Raw genomic sequence first — 23456 nt, forward strand, 5'->3', positions numbered from 1 at the left:
ACAGAGGGGGTAACCGCATATTCCGCTGCGTAATTGTCCTTTCGAAAAAACTACTCACCGCGCCTTCGGCGTCGCCAGCACATTCCTGATCGCAAAACTCGAATGAATCCGCGAAACACCCGGCAGCTTCGACAGAATCTCCTTATGGATGCGCTCGAAATCGCCCGCACTTTCCGCCTCACATCGCAGGAAATAATCCGACCCGCCCGTCATCAGGTAACATTCGCGGATTTCTGGATAACGCCGCACCGCGTTCTCAAACCTGTTGAGAAAATCCTCCGTCTGGCGGTCGAGCGTGATCTGCACGATGACCGAGATCACCTCGCCGCCGGCAAGGCCGCTGGTCAGCGCCGTATAGCCCCGGATGATACCTTCCCGTTCCAGAATATCGACCCGGCGAAGGCAGGCAGAAGCCGAAAGGCCGACTTCCGCAGCAAGTTTCGCATTGCTGATGCGGGCATTGAGCCGGAGCAGGCGGATGATGTGGCGGTCTGTCGCGTCGAGTGACGACATAGAAAATTCCAATATGACAATGAAAGTTGCGTAGATTGCATTTTTATCGCATCTTATTCGAACAATAGCCAAGAAATTCGACAATCGTTGCAATACTCTCATGTGATAAAAATGAGGGTGAACGACCATGGACATGCAGATCAGCCGCCAGCAGGCAGCGGGTGGTGCAAGCGGCCATCTGACCATCGATCTTGGCGCATTGCGCGATAATTATCTCGCGCTTGCGGCAATGGCACCCACATCGCAGACGGCAGCGGTCGTCAAGGCTGACGCATACGGCCTCGGCGCGGATATCGTCTCGCAGGTGCTGTTTGAAGCGGGCTGCCGGAATTTCTTCGTCGCCCATATCGATGAAGCGCTGGCGCTCCGGCTGCGTCTTTCAGCGGAAGCGCGGATTTTCGTCCTCAACGGGCTTCAGCCCGGTAACGAAACCTCCTGCGCAGCCATGGCCGTCACACCGGTTCTGAATTCGCTCGAGCAGATCGCCCAATGGGCGGCCCACGCCAAAAATCTTGGCAAGACATTACCCGCCGCAGTGCAGATCGATACCGGCATGTGCCGTCTCGGCCTCTCTCCCGAAGAGCTTGAAGTCCTCGCCTCCCGGCCGCAACTGCTTGATGACATCGACATCGCCTTCGTGATGAGCCACCTCGCCTGCGCCGACGAGCCGGATCACCTCTCCAATGCCGCCCAACTCTCTGTGATGCGAAAAGCCGCTGTCGCTTTTCCTAATGTATCCGTCTGTTTTTCCAATTCCGGCGGCATCTTTCTGGGCAACGACTATCACAACTCCCTGCTACGCCCCGGCATCGCGCTCTATGGCGGCGCGCCCTCCGTTACCCGTCCCAACCCGATGAAACCGGTTGTCCGGCTTGATGTCGCCGTCATTCAGACCCGCGACGTTCCCGCCGGATCGCTGGTCGGTTATGGCGGCTCTTTCGAAGCGGCCGGGCCGACGCGGCTTGCGACGATCGCGGCTGGTTATGCCGATGGCCTGCCGCGATCGCTCAGCAATCGCGGTGCGGCATGGTACAATGGCGTTCGCCTACCCATCGCTGGTCGCGTTTCAATGGACAGCATCATTCTCGATATATCCGCCCTGCCCTTGGGAACATTGACGCAAGGCAGCTTCGTGCAGATGATCGGGCCTGACCAGACGCTGGAAGACATTGCCGAGGATGCGGGCACGATCGCCTATGAAATCCTGACCGGCCTCGGACGCCGTTACCGCCGCAATTATATTCAGCCGGGCGAAACCCCGGCCGTCGCTTCAACATCTGTCAGCCATAAGTGAGACGATCATGAACGTCACTATCCTCGGAGCCGGCGTCGTCGGCGTGACCTCCGCCTGGTATCTGGCCAAAGCCGGACACAAGGTGACGGTGATCGACCGCCAGCCGGCGGCAGCACTTGAAACCAGCTTTGCCAATGCCGGCGAGGTTTCCCCCGGCTATTCCTCGCCATGGGCCGCGCCCGGCATTCCGATGAAGGCCATGAAATGGCTGTTCATGAAGCATGCCCCGCTCATCATCCGGCCGACTACCGATCCGGCGGCGTGGCGCTGGATGAGCCAGATGCTGCGCAATTGCACATCGGCGCGTTATGCCATCAACAAGAGCCGCATGGTGCGCATTGCCGAATATAGCCGCGATTGCCTGATGGCGCTGCGCGACGAAACCGGGATAGAATACGACCAGCGCATGCAGGGCACACTGGAGGTTTTCCGCACCCAGAAGCAGTTCGACGCCATCGGCAAGGATGTGGACGTGCTGACGGCAGGTGGCGTGCCTTTCGAAATTCTCGACCGCGAAGGCTGCGCCGCCATCGAGCCTGGCCTTTCTCCTTCCAGGGAAAAGATCGTCGGCGGCCTGCGCCTGCCCGGTGATGAAACCGGCGACTGCTTCATGTTCACCACCGAACTTGCGCGCATGGCTGAAGAGGCGGGTGTCACCTTCATCTACGATACCGGCATCATGCGCCCCATCGTCGAGGCAGGCCGTATCAAGGCCGTGGAGACCACCAAGGGGCTGGTGGAAGCCGATATCTTCGTCGCCGCACTGGGCAGCTATTCCCCGCAATTCGTCCGCCAGCTCGGCCTTACCCTGCCGGTTTACCCGGTCAAGGGCTACTCCATCACGGTTCCGATCGTGAAGGAGGAACGCGCGCCCGTTTCGACCGTGATGGACGAAACGTTCAAGGTGGCGATCACCCGGCTCGGCTCGCGCATCCGCGCCGGTGGCATGGCGGAAATCGCCGGTTTCAGCAAGGATCTGCCCGCAGCAAGACAGGAAACTCTGGCCCATTCGGTGGAAGACCTGTTCGGCGGCGCAGGTGACCAGAGCCAGGCGAAATTCTGGTGCGGCCTGCGCCCGATGACGCCGGATGGCACGCCTGTTATCGGCACCACCCGCTACAGCAATCTTTATCTCAACACCGGCCACGGTACGCTTGGCTGGACCATGTCCTGCGGCTCGGCCCGTGTGCTTGCCGATCTCATCAGCGGGAACAAGCCCGAGATAGACACGCACGATCTGGCACTCAGCCGTTACGCAGCCTGAAGTGCGACAGGGCGGCGCTTATCCCCGCCTGAAGGGCGGGGATGGTGGCCGCTCAAAGTGCCAGTGCATCCTTCAGCGCCAATCCTTCCTTCATGCGAAGGTCGAGATCGGCCTCGATGTGATCGAGGTGCTGCAGCATCAAGGCACGGGCCTTTGCCGCATCCTTCGCCTCCAGTGCATCGAGCAGGTCGGCATGATCGTTGTGGCCGCAGCTTGAAACGCCCGAGCGCCCGTAGAGCGCGATAACCAGCGACGAGCGGGCGACCAGTTCGTCCATGAATTTTTCGAGGATGGCATTGCCGGCAAGCGAGGCCAGCATCAGGTGGAAATCGCCTGATGCCTTGATTTCCGCGCGCCTGGCGTGCGGGCCGCGCTCATGCTGGTGGCGGCTTTCCTGAACCAGATGCTCTCTCAGCTGCTTCACCGCCGCAGGCGTGATCTTTTCGATTGCGGCGTCCAGAACGCCGGGCTCGATCAGCCGGCGCGAAGCAAAAACCTGCCGCGCTTCGTCCGGTGTGGGATTGGAGACAAAAGCGCCGCGGTTGCGCTCGGCCTTGACCAGTCCTTCGTAAGCCAGCATCTGAAGAGCCGCCCGCACCACCGTGCGGCTGACATCGAACAGCGTTCCCACTTCCGATTCCGACAGCTTCGTTCCCGGGGCAAGCCGTCGGTCGACAATGGCGTCGCGCAGCGTATCTCGAATAGCCTGGGCACGGTCTTCGTGGGATGAATCGGAATTGACGGTTATATGGGCAAGGCTCATGGAATTGTCCTGTTTGAACTTGAGTTCTAGCGCGAAGCGCGGCTTGCGCAAACAGGAATTGCGAGCTGTCGCCAGCCGCCACAATTCATTCAGCGCCCGTTCAGCAGGCGCGCTATATTTCTTTAACCATCGAATTTGCAACTGGCAGCGCCCTGCCATCCGGATGGAAGAAGATTATGTCGTCCTTTGCAGCTAAAACCGTTCTGGCTATCGCCGTCGCCGCCGCCACCATCGTGCCCTTCAACAGCGCATCCGCCGATGACTGGGGCCGCCGCGACCGTCGCGATGCCGCCATTCTGGGTGGCGTGCTTGGCCTTGCCGCCGGTGTCGCCGTTGGCTCAGCCCTTTCCCGCCCGGCACCGGTAGACGACGAGCGAGTCTATATCGACCCGCCGCGTCGCTATGAACCGAGCTATGTGTACGAAGAGCCGGACTACCGCTATTATCAGCCACAGCCGCAGCCTGTCTATCGTCCGGCACCGGTTTACCGTGCCCAACCGGTCTATGACAATAATTCCGGCTACTACCAGCAACGCCGTACCTACCGCACCATCGAGCCGTGGACGAATGCCTGGTACGATTATTGCTCGCAACGTTATCGCAGCTTCAACGGCCGCTCCGGCACCTATGTCGGCAATGACGGCCAGCGTCATTTCTGCGTAGCGGGTTGATCTGGGATAACGTCTGCGCAGTTATCGCTGTTAATAATCAGGCCGCGGACGGAAACGTCCGCGGCTTTTCATTAAGTGTCACCCCAGATCCTGCGGCACCTCAAGCAGCGCCGTTTTTCACATAATCCGCCCGGTTGATGCCGTGACGTTGCAGCTTGTCGTAAAAGGTCTTGCGGGCAATGCCGAGTATCGCAATGGTTTCGGCCACGTCGCCATTAGATTGCACAAGCGTTTCGCGAATGATCTGCGCTTCTATTTCATCCATTCGCTCCGGCAGGGTGCCGGAAGCCGGAATGCTCGATTGCGAAACAGTCGTGGTGGCCGCATCCATCTCCAGCCCCAATACTACCCTTTCAGCGAAATGCCCGAGTTCGCGCACATTGCCCGGCCAGTCGTAGTCGTTAAGGCGGCGGGAAACGCCGGCGCTGATCTGCGGTACCGGCATGTTGAACCGGTTGGCGGCCTTGGTGACGAAGTGCGAAAACAGCAGCGGAATATCCGCCTTGCGCTCGCGCAGCGGCGGTATCGACAGCGTCACCACATTCAGCCGGTAATATAGGTCCTCGCGAAACGTGCCACGCTCGGCCGGGTCGCCGAGATCCACCTTCGCCGCCGCCACCACGCGAATATCGACCGGTCGCTCCTCATTTGAACCGAGTGGCGAGACCTCGCGCATTTCCAGAACGCGCAACATCTTCACCTGTACGGCAAGCGGCATACTTTCGATCTCGTCGAGAAACAGCGTGCCGCCGCTTGAATGTTCGATGCGACCAACGCGTTTTTTCTGCGCACCGGTGAAAGCACCCGGCTCATGGCCGAAAAGCTCGCTTTCGATCACCGTTTCCGGCAGCGCCCCGCAATTCAGTGCCACAAAATTGCCCCTGGATCGCTTCTTGCTCCAGCGATGCAGCGCCGTTGCCACCACTTCCTTGCCGCTGCCCGTCTCACCTGCCACCAGCACGTCTACATCCGTATCAGCAATGTGCCGGAGCGTGGTGCGCAGGCGTTCCATGGCGGGCGTCTGGCCAATCAGAGGTAAATCGTCCTCGGCTTGAGCACTCGCCCGGCGAAGCGCGCGGTTTTCCAGCACGAGGCGGCGCTTTTCCAGCGCGCGGCGGGCGCTTTCAACCATGCGTTCGGCGGGGAATGGTTTGGCGATGAAATCATAGGCGCCGTTGTGAAGGGCATCGACCGCCATCGGCACATCACCGTGGCCGGTGATGAGGATAACCGGCAGATCGGCATCGATCTTGCGGACATGGTCGAAGAACTCAAGCCCGGTCATGCCGGGCATGCGCACATCGGTGATGACGACGCCGTCGAAATCCTCGTTGAGCGCCGCAAGTGCCTGTTCGGCGCGGGAAAAGGAGGTAACGGGCAATCCGTCGAGTTCCAACGTCTGCACCATCGCCTTGCGCAGCTGGGAGTCGTCATCCACCAGAAATATGGTTCCACCTGCCATCATGTTATGCTCGCTTCAGATATACGGAAAAAGACGTGCCTGCCTCGCTGCTCGTTACCTCAATCCGCCCGCCATAGTCGGAGGCGATATCGTTGGAGATGACGAGACCAAGGCCTAGGCCGCTTTCCTTGGATGTATTAAAGGGCGAAAAAAGCTGGGCGCGGATCGCTTCGGGAATGCCGGTCCCATTGTCGCTGACCGAAAGCAAGACCATGTCCCCTTCCTCGCGCACCCGCACCTCGACACGCGCCGCATCAATCGCTTCAGTGGCTTCCAGTGCGTTTTGCAGAAGGTTGATGAGAATTTGCTCGAGCCGGATGCGGCTGCCAAGCACCTTCAGGTCCTGATCCGGCAACACGATATCAAGTGCATCCATCTGTCCGGAAAAACGACTGCGCAACAGCATCACCGCGCCTTCGATGACCAGCTTGAGACTGACCGGTTCGGCAGCGGTGCGGCCCTTGCGCGCCAATATCTTCAGGTCGCCGGTAATCGTGCCGATGCGATCGGTCAATGCCGCGATGTTTTCGAGATTTTCGTTGGCCTCCGCCATGCGGTCGCGTTTCAGCAGGGTGCGGGCATTGTCGGCAAAGGCGCGGATCGTCGCTACCGGCTGGTTGATTTCGTGGGCAACGCCCGCCGCCACCTGCCCTAGAATGGAGAGACGGTTGGCCTGCACCAGCTCGTGCTGCACGTTGCGCAATTCACCTGTCGTCTTTTCGTGCAGGGCAATTTCCGCCTGAAGATGGTCGCGGGTCCTTGTCAGATCACGGGTGCGCTCCTGCACCTTCATTTCCAGCTCGGTGCGGGCGCGCTGCTCCTCTTCCTTTTCCCTCAGCGCCTTGTGCCTGCGCCACAGCCACAGAGCCGAAAGCGCCATCAGCGGCATCAGCGTTGCCAGCGCCACCACCCTGCCCTCGCGAATGGCGGCGTTCAGCGCCGGTGCCACCGGTTGCAGATAATGCAGGGTCCATGAGGTCGTCGGCACCGGCGTTTCCAACCGCAGATAATCGCCGCGCTCACTTGCCGGGTCATCGACACGGATAAGCGGAACGCCGTCGCTCGAGAGTCGCGCCATCCGGAACGGCAGCGTTGTAAGCGCCTCGTTACCGAATTGCAGGCTTTCGGAAATGGCTTTGCGTCGCGCCTCGTCAATCGGCGCTACGGTCTTGAAGCGCCAATCCGGCACGCTCGTCATCAGCACGACGCCGTTCCTGTCAACCACATAGACCGGTTTGCCGCCGATGTTCCAATCCGCCTCCAGACGGTTGAACTCCACCTTGGCGATGACGACGCCGAGCGGCCGACCGTCTGCGGCATCGATGCGGCGCGAGATATAAAGGCCCGGCCGGCGGCTGACATTGCCAAGCGCATAATGTTCGGACATGCCGGTATTCATCGCCGCCTGAAAATACTCGCGGAAGGCATAATTGGAGCCGACGAAGCTGTCGGCCTGTCGCCAGTTACTGGAGGCAATTGTCAAGCCGGTCGGTCCGGTCACATAGATGACAGAGGACTGCGTGCCTTCGATCAGCCCCTCCAGCTTGCGGTTCAGCCGGTCAATGGCAGGCGCGCCACCGCCATCCAGCGCAATCGCAAGGTCGGGGTCGCCGGACAGAACCAGCGGAATGGCGCGCGGCCGCTCCAGCGCAACATTCAGAAGCGCGATCTTGAGTTCGGCATCGGTGGAGGCCTCGGACGCGGCGGTGCGTATTGCCTGGTTTCGCGCAAAGTCATCGGCAACCAACAGAACTCCCAGGCTGACGAGCAGCCACAAGCCCGCCAACGCCAGCCATTGAGCGCGCCGTCGTGCCTGGGAATGAGAGGCCTGATCTTCTTGGGTCATGTGACAATTGTGCGGATTTACACACAGACCGCAAGAGGTTTTGTCCGGATATCCGCACATACGCCGGCGAGCTGATACGGCGTCAATAAAAAGTACTTTTTAAATCAGCCAGTTACACCAAATAAGCAAGTCTGGCATGCGTATTGCACATGACTCCTCAATCGGCGCGAAGCCGTCAACGACACGGCGATCCCGGGAGGCCAATTAAGGCAGGGTGAGGCCGAGGAGGAAAAAACATGATCGATACAACAACCGTGGCGGCAGGCCACGCCAAGCAGCCATTCTACAAGCACCTGTATTTCCAGGTTCTGGTCGCCATTATCGCCGGTATCGCACTTGGCCATTTCTATCCGGCCTTTGGCGAACAGCTGAAGCCGCTCGGCGACGGCTTTATCCGTCTCGTCAAGATGATCATCGCTCCCGTCATCTTCCTCACTGTCGCAACCGGCATCGCCGGCATGAACGACATGAAGAAGGTTGGACGCGTGGCCGGCAAGGCCATGATCTACTTCCTCGTGTTCTCCACCCTCGCGCTCATTGTCGGCCTCATCGTCGCCAACACTGTGCAGCCGGGCGCAGGCATGAATATCGATCCGGCCACGCTGGATGCCAAGGCCGTCGCGACCTACGCCGACAAGGCCCATGAGCAGACCATCACCGGCTTCCTGATGAACATCATCCCGACCACCATCGTCGGCGCATTTGCCAGCGGTGATATCCTGCAGGTGCTGTTCTTCTCCGTGCTGTTCGGCATCGCGCTCGGTATCGTCGGCGAAAAGGGCAAGCCCGTCACCGATTTCATGCATGCCATGATGTATCCGATCTTCAAGCTGGTCGCGATACTGATGAAGGCCGCCCCCATCGGTGCCTTCGGCGCCATGGCATTCACCATCGGCAAATACGGCATCTCGTCCGTCACCAACCTCGCGATGCTGATCGGCACCTTCTACGTCACATCAGCACTGTTCGTGTTCGTGGTCCTCGGCGCTGTCTGCCGCTACAACGGCTTCTCGATCGTCGCGCTTATCCGCTACATCAAGGAAGAACTGCTGCTGGTTCTCGGCACCTCGTCTTCTGAAGCCGCCCTGCCGGGCCTGATGAGCAAGATGGAAAAGGCGGGCTGCAAGCGCTCCGTCGTCGGTCTCGTCATCCCCACCGGTTATTCCTTCAACCTCGACGGCACAAACATCTACATGACGCTGGCTGCCCTGTTCATCGCACAGGCGACCGGCATCCACCTCTCCTTCGGCGAACAGATCCTGCTGCTGCTCGTGGCCATGCTCTCCTCCAAGGGTGCTGCCGGCATCACAGGCGCTGGCTTCATCACGTTGGCCGCAACGCTCTCCGTCGTGCCGTCGGTTCCGGTTGCCGGCATGGCACTCATCCTCGGCATCGACCGCTTCATGTCGGAATGCCGCGCACTCACCAACTTCGTCGGCAATGCGGTCGCCACCATCGTTGTTGCCCGCTGGGAAGGTGAACTGGATCAGGAGCAGCTCGCCCGCGTTCTCAGCGGCAAGGAAGAATTCACCGGCATCGCCGATGTGGATTCGCTTCCGGGTGCGGTTCAGCCCGCCGAATAACACGACCTCCCAAGGTCCAGCCTGTCCCGGTTTGTCCGGGCAGGCTCTCGCATGAAGGCCGGCGCATCAGATCGATGCTCCGGCCTTTCATCGTTTGAAGCCCTTCCAACCGTCGAAAACGGTTTTTATCGCCGTGCGGATGTTATAGGCCAGATCGAGCGAGAACGAATGCGAAAAACGGAGTAGGCCCTTATGAAGAACCTGTTTCTGGCCTGGCAATTCTGGGCGCTGCTATCGGCGGCCTTTGCGGCATTGACTGCGATTTTTGCGAAAATCGGCATCGAAAACGTCAATTCCGATTTCGCCACCTTCATACGCACCATCGTCATTCTCGCCGCCGCTGGCCTGATGGTTTATGTTACCGGCAACTGGCAGCAGCCCTCCACCATTTCGGCGCGTACCTGGACCTTTCTCGTGCTTTCGGGGCTGGCGACCGGCGCATCTTGGATATGTTACTTCCGGGCGCTGAAAATCGGCGATGCCGCCCGCGTCGCCCCCATCGACAAGCTCAGTGTCGTGTTCGTCGCCGTCTTCGCGGTTCTGTTTCTGGGGGAACGGCTGTCGCTGCCCAACTGGCTGGGTGTGGTGCTAATCGCCTGCGGCGCGGTGCTTGTGGCATACCGGGGATAAGGCAAGCTGACAGCGGTGCCCGGCCGGACGAACCGGCCGGGACATTCGCAAAGTCATCAGGCGCGTGCGGCCGCAACCTTGTCCAGTCCCCGCTTAACGCCGGCGAACAGCTCATCAAGCTGCTCGGCCGTGATGATCAGCGGTGGGCAGAAGCAGATCGATTCGCCGATCGGGCGAGTGATAACGCCCTCATCCTCAATGCCGGCGGCAATGGCGAGCGTCGCATCGCCCGGCTTCGTACCTTCCCACGGCTTTATCTCCAGCGCGCCAAGAAGACCGACGCCGCGCGAGGAATGCACCAGCGGATGGTCGGAAAGCGCTTTCAGATGATCGAGGAACTTGCGTTCCAGCCTCGCGACATTGCCGACCAGATCGCGCTCCTGAATGATCTTCAGGTTTTCGAGACCGACGGCCGTCGCGACCGGGTGGCCGGAGGCGGTATAACCATGACCGAAGGAGCCGATCCGGTCGGATTCGTCTGCGATCGGCTGGTAGAAACCGTCATTCATGATGATCGCCGACAGCGGCATGTAGGATGAGGATATCTGCTTGGAAACAACAAGCACATCCGGCTTGATGCTGTAGGTCTCGCAGGCAAACATCTTGCCGGTGCGGCCGAACCCGCAGATGACCTCGTCCACGACAAGCAGAATGTCGTATTTCTTCAGGATCGCCTGCACACCTTCCCAATAACCTTCAGGCGGCAGAAGAACCCCGCCGGCACCCATCACCGGCTCACCCCAGAAGGCGGCGACGGTTTCCGGGCCTTCGCTGAGGATCAGATCTTCGAGTTCCTTCAGAATACGCGCGGTAAAATCCGCCTCGCTTTCACCTTGCTTGCCGAAGTGCACATAGGAGGGGCAGGCCGTATGCAGCATGCGGTCCAGCGGCAGGTCGAAGCTTTCATGGTTGCGCGGCAGGCCGGTAATCGAGGCAGAGGCAATTGTCACGCCATGATAACCCTTGATGCGGCCAATGATCTTCTTCTTGTCCTTTTTGCCCAGCGCATTGGAGCGATACCACACCATCTTGGCAACGAGATCGTTCGCCTCCGATCCCGAAGACGTGAAATGAACCTTCGACATCGGCACTGGTGCAAGTTCGATCAGCAACTCGGCAAGGTCGACCGACGGGCCGTGCGTCTTGTAGGAGAAGGTGTGGTAATAGGGCAGCTTCTGCATCTGCTTCGTCGCAGCGTCCACCAGTCGCTGTTCACCGAAGCCAAGCGCCACAGACCAAAGCCCTGCCATCGCCTCGATATAACGCTTGCCGCTGCTGTCGGTCACATAGATGCCTTCACCACTTTCGATGACCAGACCACCGGTCTTTTCGAATTTACGCAGATTGACGTTTGGATGCATCTGGTAGGCGATATCGCGTGCCTCGACGGAATTCGGCAGAATGGTCATGGGATAAAGGCTCCGTTTCGGTTGGATGGGCTGAAGCGTCAGACGTGCTGGCCGCCATTGATGAGAATTTCTGCGCCGTTGATGTAGCTCGACTGCTCCGAGCAGAGGAAATAGATGGTCTGCGCCACCTCCGCCGTGGTGCCGAGCCGCCCGAGCGGGACCTGCGCCTCCACGAGTTCAGCGGTTCCGGGTGAAAGTATGGCGGTGTTGATTTCGCCGGGCGCTATGGCATTGGCGCGCACGCCGCGCGGGCCGAATTCATGCGCCAGCTCCCGTGTCAGAGCCGCAAGTCCCGCCTTCGATGCGGCATAGGCGACGCCCGCGAAAGGGTGCACCCGCGAGCCCACAATGGAGGTAACGTTGACGATGCAGCCTTTTGCCGCCTCCAGTTCCGGCAAAAGCGCACGGGCAAGAAGCGCCGTCGAGACGAGATTGACGTTGAGCACCCGCGTCCAGATCTCCGCCGTTGTGTCGGCAACGCCAAGGCGGCTACCGCCTTCGCCCTTCGGCGAGATTCCGGCATTGTTGACGAGTGCGGCCAGCTTTCCTTCCGGCAGGCGCGAGCGCACCTCGTCGGCCAGATCGTCGATGCGGGACAGGTCCTCCAGATCGGCCTGGATATGGCTTTCGCGCGCAGATGGCCAGCGGCATTCCTCCGAAAAGGGTTGTCGCGATACGGTCAGGATTCTCCAGCCTTTTTCCTGAAAAAGCTTGACGGTGGCATGCCCTATTCCGCGGCTCGCACCAGTCAAAAGCATAAAAGGAACAGCCATGAAAGAACTCCTTTGCCATGCGAACGTTGAGCCGGCCGCGCATTCAGCCCGCATGTTAGAGTGCTGCGACCCGCTGACAAGGGCTATTTTGTCGCGGTGCACGAATGGTTGCCGCGTTACGGGCTAATCCCATTTGATATAGGCCTTTCACCCGAAGGGAATATTTGAAGCCGGCCATTTGCTCATAAAATGCAATCTCCCGAATCTGTGATCCGTATTGGGAGGGGGACGAATGCGTATCGACATCATCGACACCGACGCAGGCTTCGAGGCTATCCGGCAAAACTGGGAAACGGTGTTCATGGCCGATCCCCATTCCCGACACTTCCTGTCCTGGGGCTGGCTGCGGGATTACATGCCGCGCCGCAAGCGCTGGTTCATCCTGGCGCTCAGGGAACGTCCCGAAGGCTCGCCCTATGTGGCATTTTTTCCGCTGCGCATCGTCACCGAACCAGACAAGAAAACCGGCCGCTTCCACGACAGCATAGTCATGGCTGGCAATGCCGCGGCGGATTACACCGGCTTCATCACTCTGCCGGAATATGAAAATAACGCGGTTGCCGGTTTCTGTTCCTATATTCGGCAGCAGAACTGGACCGAACTCAAGCTTGACTATCTTTCCGGCCCACCGGAGCGGCGCGACGCGATGATCCGCGCGCTTCAGGGGCCGCTCGTCATGTTTCGCGACAACATGCCGACCAACCCCTATAACATCAACAATTGCATCTGCCCGGTCGTGGCCCTGCCGGACACGTTCGACTCCTATCTCGACAGCCATATGAGCAGCCAGTCCCGGCAAAAGCTCCGGCGCTTCATGAGGAAGGTGGAAGGCGGTGACGAATACCGCATCACCTTCGCAACGAAAGAAACAATCAAGCGGGACATGGGCATCCTGTTCGATTTCTGGCGCATCCGCTGGGCGCCGCACAAGGGCAAGGAGCGCACCGAACTGTTGATCGGCGCAACACGGCAAATGCTGATGGATGTGTATATACGCGGCGATCTGGAAGTACCGGTCCTGTGGTTCGGCGACCAGCCGCTCGGCGCGCTTGCCAATATCATCGACCGGCAGAAAAAATCGGTATTGTTCTACATTACCGGTCGTGACGAGAACTGGAAGACCCCCTCACCCGGCCTCGTGCTGCACGGACACTGCATCCGCAGGGCGATCGAACAGGGTTTCAAGACTTATGATTTCCTGCGAGGCAACGAGCCGTACAAATATTTCTTCGGCCCGGAGGAGCACAAGCTCAGCTGCACGCTGTTCCGCACCCGCTCAGGCGACAATCTCGGCGGCAAGCTCCACCCGCGCAGCATACGCTTCGTCTACGAAGAGGGCCTCAAACTTTACAAGACGGGCAAGAAGGCGGCCGCCAACATCGCCTTTTCCCAGGTACTGGCAGCCGCGCCCGATCACCTTGGCGCACAATTCGGGCTGGCCAATCTGACCTTCGACCGCGGTGAATTCCGCGAAGCGGAAATCGCTTTCCTCGGTCTCCTCGGCAGCGGTCAGGACCCGGTTCTGCTGTGGATGCGCATAGGCGAAGCGCGGTTGGCGCAACGGCAATATCATGAGGCGTCCGAAGCATTCCGTCAGGTGACCAATCGCGCCCCCTTCCACCGCGAGGCGCTCTACAAATGCGCCGTGGCGCTGATTGCGGCCGAAAGAACGATGGAAGGCGCCGAAATCCTCGACAGATTGCAGCATTACCATTCTGACGACGCTACGCATCTGGAATATGCCGAAAAGGCGCGCGCAGCCCTTGCCCGGCTGGAACTGGGAAAGGCCAGGATTCCGCTGCCTGCCGATGTCATCACGCTGAGCGCCAGGCCAAAATCGACGGGCAAGCGCTGGCGTCCGCCAAAGGTTTTGCATTGAACGTAATGACCTGTAAGTTGCGGCAGAAAAAATCGGCCGGACGACTTGCAAGGGTTTTTTATGTTTCTGACCAACAAGGATATGCTCGACCTCATCGAGCTGCGCCATGATCTGCACCGCCATCCGGAAATTTCCGGCGAGGAGAAGGAAACAGCGCGGCGTATTCGCGATTTCCTTGAGCAGGCAAAACCGGATCGGATGTTCACCGATCTGGGTGGTCATGGCGTGGCAGCGGTCTATGACAGCGGCAAAAGCGGTCCGGTAGTCCTCATCCGCTCGGAACTCGACGCTCTGCCCATTCAGGAAAAAACCGACGCCGCATACAGCTCCGGCACAGACGGTAAAGGCCATCTTTGCGGCCATGACGGTCATTCCACCATTCTGACGGCGCTTGCACTCGGACTTTCCAGAAATCGCCCGGAAACCGGCAGCGTCGTACTGCTCTACCAACCGGCAGAAGAGACAGGTGCGGGCGCGGCCGCCGTCATCGCCGATCCGCGCTTTGGCGAGATGAAGCCGGATTATTCCTTTTCTCTTCACAATCTTCCAGGCCTGCCATTCGGCCATGTCAGCGTGGTGGAAGGGCCGGTCAACTGCGCATCACGCGGCATCAAAATCCGCTTCTCCGGCAAGACCGCGCACGCTTCCTCACCGGAGCATGGCGTCTCGCCGATGCGGGCGATATCTGAGTTGATGCCGGCTTTGAACGATCTCGGCTCCGGCTTTCCACCGCAACCCGATTTTTCGATGGTGACAATCACCCATGCCGTGATGGGTGAAGCCTCCTTCGGCATTTCTCCGGCAGACGCGGAAATCTGGGCGACGCTCCGGACGCTGACAGACGACCGAATGGAAAAACTCTGCGCAGATGCGGAAGCGCTGGCAAAAAAGGTGGCCGAAGAACAGAAACTGACACTCGATATCGCCTATGACGATATTTTCCTGCATTGCGAAAATGCGCCGGAAGCCGTCGACCATATCCTGCGGGCGCTGACTGCGGAGAAAATTTCCCACGGGTCGGAAGGTTTGCCTATGCGGGCGTCCGAGGATTTCGGAAGGTTCCGCGCCGTCTCGTCATCGGCCATGTTCTTTTTGGGCGCAGGCAAGGACTATCCCAACCTGCACAATCCCGATTACGACTTTCCGGATGGGCTGATCGATATCGGCGCACGCATCTTCATGCGCATCATCCGCAACCTTACCGACGCGGGGTGAGCAGCGGCAGCCCGTTGCCGCCCAAAGCCATCATCCGCCCTGGGGCCCTCTGCTCGGCCGGGCGGCACGGACCGCTGCCAGTCCCCTGATGCCCTCCTTGTCGCCAATGGACGTCAGACTTTCGAAAATCTGCGCAGCATCGGCGTAGCGGTTCATGGCAAGATAGGAATAACCGCGCAATACCATGAGATCGGTACGCTCATCGGCAAGCCGCGCCCGCTGATCAAGCAGGAGAAGCGTTTCCGCATAACGTTTAGACTGGAAGGCGGAAACCGCCCTGTCGGCCAGGATTGAAACCTGCAACTCAGTCGCGCGCGGACGGTCCATGCGCGATTTCGTCGCCGAGACAGCGGCATGGTCCGTCAGCCCCATGCGCAGATAGGCAAGGCTCTGGCCATAGGCCGCATCGCTTTTAACAGTCGACTGGCCGCCGGCAATGGCGGATTCGAAAAACTTCAGGGCTTCCGCCGGCCGGTTGGTCTCCATCAGGCACCAGCCGAGATCAAGCGCCTGCTGTGCGGGCAGGCGCTGGGGATCGGGATAGACCGCGCAGGAGCGTGGACGTGACGAGGCACTTACGGTCCTCTGCGTCTGCGCTGGCAGACGCGCCTGCTTGCGCGAAGGTTCCGGAGCCGGCTGCTGGACAGACGGCTGGCTATAAGCCACCACTGTCTCAGGCTGCGGCGCATAGGGCGCGGGTGCCGTTGTCTGGGAAGCTGTGGCGACAGGCGGTGCGGTGACGGGCGCTATCTGCTGCGCGGACTGGTCCACCATACGTGCCGTTCCCACATCAGCGATGCGTTGCGAGCGGCTTGCCCATTGCTGTTGTATGCTGCGCAGACCGGCAAGATTGCGCAGATCGTGATAGCTGACTGCCATGCCATAGGCCGACGGTTCGTCATCGGCTTTCCAGCCAAGTGCTGTGCTGAACCATTGCAAGGCGAGCGGCGTCTGCCGGAAAGCAAGCGAATACCAGCCGAACTGCTGCGCGGTCGCCGCATCCTTGCGAGTTATTGTTTCAGCGGCGATGCGCTGCAGCACATCCGGCGGCAGGACCACAGGCGGCTCAAGCGCCAGAAGATTGGCTGTCGCGGCAAGATAGGTCGCAAGCCCGTCGTCCGAAGCGGTGCGCCACTTATACATGACCTCCTCAGCTTCACGTGGCTCGTTGCGGTCGATCAGCGCCAGCGCCAACCCCTGCGATGCAGACGCGCTGTCTTCCTCTTCCCGCGCTTTGCGAAACCACTTTTCCGCCTCCGCCATGTTCTTCTGGCGGATATTATACCAGCCGAGCAACAAGGCATCGCTTGCAAGCTTGTCGGTCTCGGCAAGCCTTTCAAGCCGCATCAGATAGGCGGAAGGAACGGAAATTCCCTCCTTCTCCCCTGCCTTGGCCACGAACTGGCGGGCGAGATCGTTCTTGACCGGTTCGAATTCCAGCTGACCGTCTGCGTTGGGCTTTTCCTTGGCAAGCAAATCGCCGATCATCTCCGCCGGCAAAAGCGCGGACGCCTTCTGCACCGTGGCGAGCCTGTCGCTTGGCGTCGTGCAATTGTTGAGAATGTAGAGATAGGCGTCGCGCGCCCGTCCCATGCGGTCGGTATTGGCAAACGCATCGGCAACCCGCCACAGGACATCCACCTCGCTACAGGTCAGCAGGCCGGGATTGCTGGCGGCCGCGTCCACCACTGTCGAATATTGCTTGAGATCGGAAGCGTTGACGAGCCGCTGGCGAGCCTCGGCGAGGGAAAGCATGCCGGTCAGATTGTCGGGAGGCTGCCAGCCGGGTTCCGCCTGCTGGCGGTCGGCGATCGCCTTTCTGACCTCGGCGTAACGGCCGTCGCTATAAAGCTGCCACATGGCATCGAGCCGGGGATCGCCGTTAACGGGAATGGCGAGCGGATCGGCAGGCGGTGTCCAGTTCGGATAGAGCGTGCGCAGCCTCGCGATTTCAGCCTGAAGCCGCTGGGTATCGCCCTTGGCCGCGAAATAGCGCAGCGCGCTGAGATCGACCTCGGGCATGTCTGATGACGCCGGCTGGGTCTGGCGGGGTGCGGGCGCCTGCGCCATTTGGGGCTGCGATATCTGTCCACCCGTCTGCGTCTGCGTAACCGGCGGTTGCGGATCAGTCGCCGGCACCGTTACCGCTGGCGTCACGGGTTGGGTTAGCTGCGCCATCTCGCGATTTTTAAGGAACGCGTTGATCTGGGCCGGATTGGCTGCCGCTGGAGAAACGCGCTGCGCCGCACGGTTGTCGCCAACCGCCGAAGTATGAATGTCCGATACACGTCCGAGAATGGTGTCGCGCCAGTGGAAGGCGGCGAGCGCAATCAGAAGCAGGATGAGAGCCGAGGTGGACAGCGGTTTGTTCATCGGCACTCCCCGTTATTCCTTGCCAGAAACGACAATGCCAGAAGATGCAATGTAGAAGGATAATAAAGCGTTGGCTGAAAGCCTTTCAGTTCGGCAGGCACAGCCGGGCCGCCGCCGGCGCAGGCCGCGAGCGCCGGAATGATGCGATAACCGGGATCCGACAGAACGTCCTTGACCGCGCCGCTCTTGAGATCGAAGGTTCCCGCAGCACCGCTTTCCAGCGTCATGCCGTTTTTCAGGCGGTCAAGCAGCTCCGGCGAGCCCATTTTCGCCCTTGCAAGATAAAGCGGAATCCGCACTGCATTGTAACCAAACTCGGGCGGAAACGCCGATGCCGGTTGCGGTTTCGTCTTCATCGACACCCAGTCGGCTGGCAGTTTCCTGTCGCTGAAAGCAAACGTACCGATCTGCGCCACGCCGTCGTCGGCGAGCGCCTTCCAGAGTGGCGATGGTGCGACGAGATTGAGGACCGGAAATGCTTCGAAAATCAGGTAGGAAGGATTGACCACCGGGCCGTCGCCCCGGTCAACCTCGCCAAAGCCGCTGGCGGCGGGCAAAAGCAGCGTTCGCCCGCCGCGCTGAACGACAGTTTTCTTGAGGACGGCCGATGCGATGGCCGCCGATGCCTCGGCATAGTCCTGCCGGTTCCACTGCGCGGCAGCCAGCGCCAGCGCGTAGGCAATCAGAATATCGCCATCCGTGGCATTGTTGATGTCAGTCACATGCGGTCTGGTGCGCGGATCCCATTTCCACGCTGAGAGACCGTCGTCGCGCACCAGGAGTTCCGTGCGGGTAAAACTCCATATCAGCTCGAAGTCGGCAATGTTCTCTGAAAGAACGGCAAGCCACATGCCGTAACCCTGGCCTTCGCTATGGCTGATATTGCCGTTACCGGTATCGATGATGCGCCCGCCGGGATCGAGAAACGCACTTTTATAAGCCGACCAGGCCTCAGGCGAGACAGATGCGGCGCGGGCAATCGAGATGCTTGAGATCAACGCCATCAGCGACACGCAGAAAATGCCGGCAAGTCTAAAAATCCCACGCCTCATCGGTGTCGCCCCATCATACGCAGCATCGCGAAGGTGGCAAAGCCCAGGAGCGACACGAACCCGATGAATGCCAGCGAATAGGAAAGAACATTGGAAGACAGCCAATTAGCAGCGATCAGCCTCCAGTTCGAGAGGGAAAACGCCCGCGTGACGTAGAAATACGGCTGCCCCACCTCGACCGTTTCGATCTTTTCTGCACCGGCATCGTAAGCTGCGACCCGCCCGGTGACGTCGCGCCAATGGTTTTCACGCACCATCGAAGACATGCCGTCACGAAGCTCCGCCGACGTCGGGGCGGTAGCCAGCGTCCAGACCCCTTCGCCGGAAGGGCTTAGACCCTGCACCAGCATGAAGGAGACATTGCCGGGCGGCGCATAGGGCTGCTCGGCCGCCGGCAGGAAACGCAGCGTATCGGAACTCAGATCGAAATTCCGCTTCATCCACTCCTCAAAGGAGGAAACCTGGCCTTGCCAGATGCCGCCGTCCACCCGCTCTCGCCAGTCATTAAAGAGGGTTTCGCTGTTCTGCGCAGGCGGCTGAACGCCCGTTCCCATTTTCCAGGATATCTGGCTGGAAGGGACAAGATTGAACTGGCTGATCAGCGATTGCGGGAATTGCGAAATCGTCCCGACGAACAGGGCGTCACGGTCCCCGATCACCAGCGGAGAGGCCACGGTCTCGACATTGATCGGATATCCCGCAGCGCTTGCCAGCCGGCTGACCAATGTCGCCGCCGCCGACATGGTGTCGGTATCGAAACGATCAAGCGACAGCGCGACGGGATTTGCGGCAAACCTGTAGGGCTGCCCGGCACCGGACATCGCGGCGAGATCCGGTTTGCGACCGATCTGCGCGTAATCAGGAATATGGATTTCCGATGTGTCGAACAGGGCAAAACGCGGGGTCGTGCTGGCCGGCGCTCCCGGCGCGCAGACCTGATCCTGCGCCGTCATCAACACGGCCTCGATGGTGATCTTGTTCGGGCCAGGCTTGAAGTGGCGCATCGTCACATTGATGGGCAGATGCCGGAAAATGCCGCCACCATTGTTGGAGATCGGCACGGTCGAGGCGATCTCGTCATTGACGTAGATGTCTATATGGCTACCGGGCAGCACCTGCGAGGAATAGGCGGCATCGAGCAGCATGGCCGCCTCGCCATAGGCCGACGCATAAAAATCTGCGGGCATGCCGACGTAGAATTCGTTGCGGAAACGCCGTCCACCAAATTCGCTGCTCTCAAGCCCAAGCTCGGAAAGCGCGATGCGACGGTCCGACATGACGAGCGGCACATCCGGCGCATGCCAGCTGCGGGTGGAAAAGGTCGTTCTCTGGGCACCGGGCGTGCGCGAGATCGAGGAAAACAGCGTCTCAATCGCCGCCTGTACCGCCTGCGGGGTGGGACCGCTGACGAAGAGTGGCGAGAGGCCACCCGGTGCAGTGGTATCGAAGCCGGCAAAAGCACCCGCCGACGCCTCGGGCGGCACCGCGCCGGTGAAGCCGGCAATCTCGCGTGCGGTGCCGACAAGAACCACAAGCGTTCCCGCCTTGCGTTCGGCGGAGGGTGCTGCCACGAAACGGATCGTCTGGTTCGGCATCTGGGTTCGGAGCGCCAGAGCCTGCGAAAGGCGCAGCAGCGAATCTGCAAATGCCGGATTGCCGAGCGCAGGTGCAACGATCTCGATCGACGTTGCAGCCTTGGCGTCAGGACCGGTTGCCTGGATATCGTCAATATTGGTGAAGTTGCCCGCGACATCGGCGTTAAAGCCGATATAGGTATTTGCCGGATTAACATCGGTCCACAGATCATAAGTGGACTGGATCGTGCAATCGGTTCTGTGGCGTTGCTGCACGCCAAGCGTCACGACATTCGCGCCCACCTGCAGGACACCGGGTGGAATTTTCAAGGAAACATTGCCCTCACCGTCGGGCGCTTCAATGCGCGCCGTCTCCAGCGGAACATTGTTGAGGCTGACCTGGAAATTCGAGTCTTCCGGCGCGACCACGATGGCGTTCTGATAACCGATATTCAGCGAAACGGCGGCATTCACCTGCTCGGGCGTCAGATAAATGCTCCACTTCCGCCGATCCATTTCGCCGGAAAGGCTGAGCTTTTCGTACGGCAAGATATACCGGCGACGGCTATCCGCCGCGGGTGACGATGCCTGAACGGGTGCGGGTCTCGCCTGACCCTGCGGCGGCATGGATACGGGTGGCGTCAGCGGCCGCAGCGGCGGTTGCGGCGCAGGTGCGGGCTGCATTACCACAGGAGGCTGGCCCACTGCAGGCTGGGTCGATTGCTGGGCTGGCTGCGGCTGGCGCGGTACAGCGGGGGGAAGTGTCGGCGGCGGCACGGGTGCCGGGGCTGTCTGTGCAGGCTTCTCCGGCGACATGTCGAAGGGTGAGGACTGCGCCATCGCACCGGTTGCGACGACACCCAACATCAGTGCTGTCAGTGAACTCCTGATCGTTTTACCGCCGGTCATTTTACAACTCCGGCAGGTTTGACGGTTTTGGAGGCGGGCCGGAGCGCCTTGGCCAGATAAAACAGGCCGCGCTGCGTCTGGAACAGCGATATCGCCAGAAAGATCGCCGTGCCTCTGATGAGGCCGGGGTTCTTGCGGCGCACGCGCTGGAACTCGCTCCATTGCTCGGAATTGGCGAAGATCAGGTCGGCGATCAGGCGATGATCGATGGCGCGCTGCGGCGAGAATGTGCAGCCTATGGAAATGAAACCGTCGCTCCGGACCGTGCGGACCACATTGATGGTCATGGTTTCCGGCACGCCCTCGCTATGCGGCTTCACCCTAATGATCGCTGTCGTGTTCTTTTCGATAGCGGTGATGCTGTCGAAAAGATTGATCAGCAGGCCATGCACCGACACGTTGTCAATGGAGGCCGGCACCCATGCGTCACTACCCTCAAGCTTGACCTCGCAGCGCCGCTTGACGGTGATGCGCCGCGACGCCGATTTTTCGCCGCGCTCGGAGACGACGCCAAGCGCACAGCCCGCGAAGATAAGGTTGAGCAGGTTCCAGCCGCCGACGACGAGTGTTACGTCCGCCTTGTACGGCTCCGCATAGATGCGCCAGATGGCAAAGGCCATCGCAACCAGCAAAAGTGCGAAAATGACGAAGAACGGGCGGCTGATTTCCGAAAGCCGCGCCTCGGCGATGGATTCGTCCTTCGCCGTCACCTTGAAGGTCGGCTTGCCCGGATTGAAGATCACAGACACGACGGCTGGCAGAAGGTGGACCGTCTGCACATATTCGTAGAGTTCAGAAATCCACGGCCAGCGGAAGCTGCCATAGAGATAGTTCTGCATCATCAGGTTCACGAGCATATACGCGGCCGTATAAGCCAAAAACTCGCCGCCGGAAGCCACGAAAATCTGAAGATCGAAGAACAGGTAGAACAACGGCGCAAACAGGAAGATCGTGCGCGGGAACGGGAAAAGCCAGAACAGCGTCGACGACATGTAGCAAAGACGCTGCGTGAAGGAGAGACCACGGCGGAACAGAGGCTGGCGAAAGATCAGAATCTGCATCATGCCCTGCGCCCAGCGGCTGCGCTGGCCGATGAAGCTTGCGAAGGTGGCCGGTTGCAGCCCGGCGATCAGGGGCTTGTCGACATAGACGCTGTTCCAGCCGCGCGAATGCAGCGCGAGCGCCGTTTCGCAGTCCTCGGTGATGCTGACGCCGCTGAACCCTTCCGTATCCAGCAGTGCCTCGCGCCGCAGCACGGCGGCGGAACCACAGAAAAACGCGCCATTCCACTTGTCGAGACCGCGCTGGATGATGCCGTAAAACATCTCGTTTTCGCTCGGCATCGTCTCGAAGGTGCGCAGATTGCGCTCGATCGGATCGGGATTGACGAAGAAGTGCGGCGTCTGCACCAGGAAGAGCCGGGGGTCTTCCTCGAAATAGCCCACCGTTTCCAGAAGGAAATCGCGCGCCGGCGCATGGTCGGCGTCAAACACCGTCACCAGTTCGCCGGTCGAGTGGGCGAGGCCGTTATTGAGATTTCCGGCCTTGGCGTGGACGTTGCGCTCGCGCGTCAGATAACGCACGTCGAGGTCCTCGCAAAGCTTCTTCAACTCCTCATGGCGGCGCTGTGCCGCCTGCGCCTCGACGATATTGCTGGCATTGCGCTTCTGCACCGAGCCGCCGTCGTCCAACAGCCAGACGGTGAACTTGTCGGCCGGGTAATCCATGTTCTTGGCCGCCGCCAGCGTATTGGCGAGAAGCTCCGCGTCCTCGTTGTAACTCGGCACGAAAACATCGACCGTCGGCCGGTAATCGGGCGAGCCAGGCCGGGTCTTGCGGGAAGGCAGCGGCATCGACACGATGACGAGGCTGAGACCCAGCATCACGACGCTATACATTTCCGCGAGATAAAGCAGAAAGCCGGGAATGAAGTTTTCGAGCTGGTTGACGGGCGGCAGCGTGCTCGTGGTGCGCCAATAGACATAACGAAGCACGATGGCCGTGCCGAAACCAAGCGCCACGAGCCGCCAGGCTCCCTGCCCGTTGAAACTCTTTATTGTTGCGAGAAGGACAAGCGAGATCGCCGTGGCGACCAGGTGCGTCTGCAGGCTGACCGGCATCGTGACGATGGCCAGAACGCAAAGCGACACAAGAAACCAGACAATGATTGTGATGGCCTTGTTCATCCCGAAACTTTCCGCTCTCTTCCCCGCCCGGAATTTTTACCGGGATCTTTTGCAATGCCC

The 23456-nt window shown here is 60.1% G+C and carries 17 protein-coding genes; 7 read left to right on the forward strand and 10 right to left on the reverse strand.

Annotation, left to right across the window (positions count from 1 at the left end; genetic code table 11):
- Nucleotides 1-54: 54 nt before the first annotated feature.
- Entirely contained in the window at nt 55-513 is a 459-nt protein-coding gene (locus GH784_RS23185; RefSeq protein ID WP_003500727.1) for an Lrp/AsnC family transcriptional regulator, read from the reverse strand.
- A 127-nt stretch (nt 514-640) separates the two neighbouring features.
- Here GH784_RS23185 and alr point away from each other — a divergent pair, with 127 nt between their 5' ends.
- Together alr and GH784_RS23195 are read left to right on the forward strand one after the other, a co-directional pair.
- Entirely contained in the window at nt 641-1807 is a 1167-nt protein-coding gene (gene alr / locus GH784_RS23190; RefSeq protein WP_065703062.1) for an alanine racemase, read from the forward strand.
- A 7-nt stretch (nt 1808-1814) separates the two neighbouring features.
- Complete coding sequence (locus GH784_RS23195) at nt 1815-3071, forward strand: D-amino acid dehydrogenase (protein ID WP_065703064.1); 1257 nt, start codon at nt 1815-1817, stop codon at nt 3069-3071.
- 52 nt (nt 3072-3123) lie between these two features.
- Here the strand turns inward: GH784_RS23195 and GH784_RS23200 are convergent, their stop codons facing one another.
- Nucleotides 3124-3834, reverse strand: a complete 711-nt coding sequence (locus GH784_RS23200) for a GntR family transcriptional regulator (RefSeq protein ID WP_025595694.1) — start codon at nt 3832-3834, stop codon at nt 3124-3126.
- Between the two features lie 176 nt (nt 3835-4010).
- Here GH784_RS23200 and GH784_RS23205 point away from each other — a divergent pair, with 176 nt between their 5' ends.
- Nucleotides 4011-4505, forward strand: a complete 495-nt coding sequence (locus tag GH784_RS23205; RefSeq protein ID WP_019564657.1) for a BA14K family protein — start codon at nt 4011-4013, stop codon at nt 4503-4505.
- 100 nt (nt 4506-4605) lie between these two features.
- Here GH784_RS23205 and GH784_RS23210 read toward each other — a convergent pair whose 3' ends face one another.
- Together GH784_RS23210 and GH784_RS23215 are read right to left on the reverse strand one after the other, a co-directional pair.
- The gene (locus tag GH784_RS23210; RefSeq protein WP_019564658.1) at nt 4606-5970 is read right to left on the reverse strand and encodes a sigma-54-dependent transcriptional regulator; all 1365 of its coding nucleotides are present in this window, start codon (nt 5968-5970) and stop codon (nt 4606-4608) included.
- A 1-nt stretch (nt 5971) separates the two neighbouring features.
- Nucleotides 5972-7813: a sensor histidine kinase gene (locus tag GH784_RS23215; RefSeq protein ID WP_065703066.1), complete on the reverse strand. Its 1842-nt coding sequence runs from the start codon at nt 7811-7813 to the stop codon at nt 5972-5974.
- Between the two features lie 236 nt (nt 7814-8049).
- On the opposite strand from GH784_RS23215, the gene GH784_RS23220 reads away from it, so the two are divergent.
- Both GH784_RS23220 and GH784_RS23225 read left to right on the forward strand, forming a co-directional pair.
- Nucleotides 8050-9396, forward strand: a complete 1347-nt coding sequence (locus GH784_RS23220; RefSeq protein ID WP_013761559.1) for a dicarboxylate/amino acid:cation symporter — start codon at nt 8050-8052, stop codon at nt 9394-9396.
- A gap of 192 nt (nt 9397-9588) precedes the next feature.
- Nucleotides 9589-10026, forward strand: a complete 438-nt coding sequence (locus GH784_RS23225; RefSeq protein ID WP_019564660.1) for an EamA family transporter — start codon at nt 9589-9591, stop codon at nt 10024-10026.
- A gap of 56 nt (nt 10027-10082) precedes the next feature.
- On the opposite strand, the gene GH784_RS23230 is transcribed toward GH784_RS23225, so the two are convergent.
- Together GH784_RS23230 and GH784_RS23235 are read right to left on the reverse strand one after the other, a co-directional pair.
- Nucleotides 10083-11435 carry an aspartate aminotransferase family protein gene (locus GH784_RS23230; RefSeq protein WP_065703068.1) on the reverse strand — a complete coding sequence of 451 codons (1353 nt, stop codon included), beginning with the start codon at nt 11433-11435 and terminating at the stop codon, nt 10083-10085.
- Nucleotides 11436-11473: 38 nt separating this feature from the next.
- On the reverse strand, nt 11474-12208 hold the full coding sequence (locus GH784_RS23235) for an SDR family NAD(P)-dependent oxidoreductase (protein WP_003510849.1): 735 nt from the start codon (nt 12206-12208) through the stop codon (nt 11474-11476).
- A 232-nt stretch (nt 12209-12440) separates the two neighbouring features.
- On the opposite strand from GH784_RS23235, the gene GH784_RS23240 reads away from it, so the two are divergent.
- Nucleotides 12441-14087 carry a GNAT family N-acetyltransferase gene (locus tag GH784_RS23240; protein WP_065703070.1) on the forward strand — a complete coding sequence of 549 codons (1647 nt, stop codon included), beginning with the start codon at nt 12441-12443 and terminating at the stop codon, nt 14085-14087.
- Nucleotides 14088-14147: 60 nt separating this feature from the next.
- On the forward strand, nt 14148-15302 hold the full coding sequence (locus GH784_RS23245; RefSeq protein ID WP_153793859.1) for an amidohydrolase: 1155 nt from the start codon (nt 14148-14150) through the stop codon (nt 15300-15302).
- 30 nt (nt 15303-15332) lie between these two features.
- Here GH784_RS23245 and GH784_RS23250 read toward each other — a convergent pair whose 3' ends face one another.
- The 4 genes from GH784_RS23250 to bcsA are packed head-to-tail and all read right to left on the reverse strand — an operon-like array spanning nt 15333 to nt 23396.
- Nucleotides 15333-17675 carry a cellulose synthase gene (locus GH784_RS23250; RefSeq protein WP_162701210.1) on the reverse strand — a complete coding sequence of 781 codons (2343 nt, stop codon included), beginning with the start codon at nt 17673-17675 and terminating at the stop codon, nt 15333-15335.
- Nucleotides 17672-18727 (reverse strand): glycosyl hydrolase family 8, encoded by a 1056-nt coding sequence (locus tag GH784_RS23255; RefSeq protein WP_013761566.1) that lies wholly within the window; start codon nt 18725-18727, stop codon nt 17672-17674. Before GH784_RS23255 ends, GH784_RS23250 begins: the two co-directional genes overlap by 4 nt.
- Nucleotides 18724-21210 carry a cellulose biosynthesis cyclic di-GMP-binding regulatory protein BcsB gene (locus GH784_RS23260; protein WP_065703074.1) on the reverse strand — a complete coding sequence of 829 codons (2487 nt, stop codon included), beginning with the start codon at nt 21208-21210 and terminating at the stop codon, nt 18724-18726. The genes GH784_RS23255 and GH784_RS23260 overlap by 4 nt, the downstream gene beginning before the upstream one ends.
- Nucleotides 21207-23396 carry a UDP-forming cellulose synthase catalytic subunit gene (bcsA, locus tag GH784_RS23265; RefSeq protein ID WP_065703076.1) on the reverse strand — a complete coding sequence of 730 codons (2190 nt, stop codon included), beginning with the start codon at nt 23394-23396 and terminating at the stop codon, nt 21207-21209. The genes GH784_RS23260 and bcsA overlap by 4 nt, the downstream gene beginning before the upstream one ends.
- Between the last annotated feature and the right edge of the window lie 60 nt (nt 23397-23456).

Origin of the sequence: Agrobacterium tumefaciens (assembly GCF_009649785.1) — a bacterium.
Taxonomy (GTDB): domain Bacteria; phylum Pseudomonadota; class Alphaproteobacteria; order Rhizobiales; family Rhizobiaceae; genus Agrobacterium; species Agrobacterium tumefaciens.

Bases quoted from the DNA above. Each gene is read 5' to 3' on its own strand.
- GH784_RS23200 (WP_025595694.1), bottom strand. From the start codon at position 3,834: ATGAGCCTTGCCCATATAACCGTCAATTCCGATTCATCCCACGAAGAC.
- GH784_RS23210 (WP_019564658.1), bottom strand. From the start codon at position 5,970: ATGATGGCAGGTGGAACCATATTTCTGGTGGATGACGACTCCCAGCTG.
- GH784_RS23220 (WP_013761559.1), top strand. From the start codon at position 8,050: ATGATCGATACAACAACCGTGGCGGCAGGCCACGCCAAGCAGCCATTC.
- GH784_RS23205 (WP_019564657.1), top strand. From the start codon at position 4,011: ATGTCGTCCTTTGCAGCTAAAACCGTTCTGGCTATCGCCGTCGCCGCC.
- bcsA (WP_065703076.1), bottom strand. From the start codon at position 23,396: ATGAACAAGGCCATCACAATCATTGTCTGGTTTCTTGTGTCGCTTTGC.
- GH784_RS23250 (WP_162701210.1), bottom strand. From the start codon at position 17,675: ATGAACAAACCGCTGTCCACCTCGGCTCTCATCCTGCTTCTGATTGCG.
- GH784_RS23245 (WP_153793859.1), top strand. From the start codon at position 14,148: ATGTTTCTGACCAACAAGGATATGCTCGACCTCATCGAGCTGCGCCAT.
- GH784_RS23235 (WP_003510849.1), bottom strand. From the start codon at position 12,208: ATGGCTGTTCCTTTTATGCTTTTGACTGGTGCGAGCCGCGGAATAGGG.
- alr (WP_065703062.1), top strand. From the start codon at position 641: ATGGACATGCAGATCAGCCGCCAGCAGGCAGCGGGTGGTGCAAGCGGC.
- GH784_RS23185 (WP_003500727.1), bottom strand. From the start codon at position 513: ATGTCGTCACTCGACGCGACAGACCGCCACATCATCCGCCTGCTCCGG.
- GH784_RS23225 (WP_019564660.1), top strand. From the start codon at position 9,589: ATGAAGAACCTGTTTCTGGCCTGGCAATTCTGGGCGCTGCTATCGGCG.
- GH784_RS23195 (WP_065703064.1), top strand. From the start codon at position 1,815: ATGAACGTCACTATCCTCGGAGCCGGCGTCGTCGGCGTGACCTCCGCC.
- GH784_RS23215 (WP_065703066.1), bottom strand. From the start codon at position 7,813: ATGACCCAAGAAGATCAGGCCTCTCATTCCCAGGCACGACGGCGCGCT.
- GH784_RS23255 (WP_013761566.1), bottom strand. From the start codon at position 18,727: ATGAGGCGTGGGATTTTTAGACTTGCCGGCATTTTCTGCGTGTCGCTG.
- GH784_RS23230 (WP_065703068.1), bottom strand. From the start codon at position 11,435: ATGACCATTCTGCCGAATTCCGTCGAGGCACGCGATATCGCCTACCAG.
- GH784_RS23260 (WP_065703074.1), bottom strand. From the start codon at position 21,210: ATGACCGGCGGTAAAACGATCAGGAGTTCACTGACAGCACTGATGTTG.
- GH784_RS23240 (WP_065703070.1), top strand. From the start codon at position 12,441: ATGCGTATCGACATCATCGACACCGACGCAGGCTTCGAGGCTATCCGG.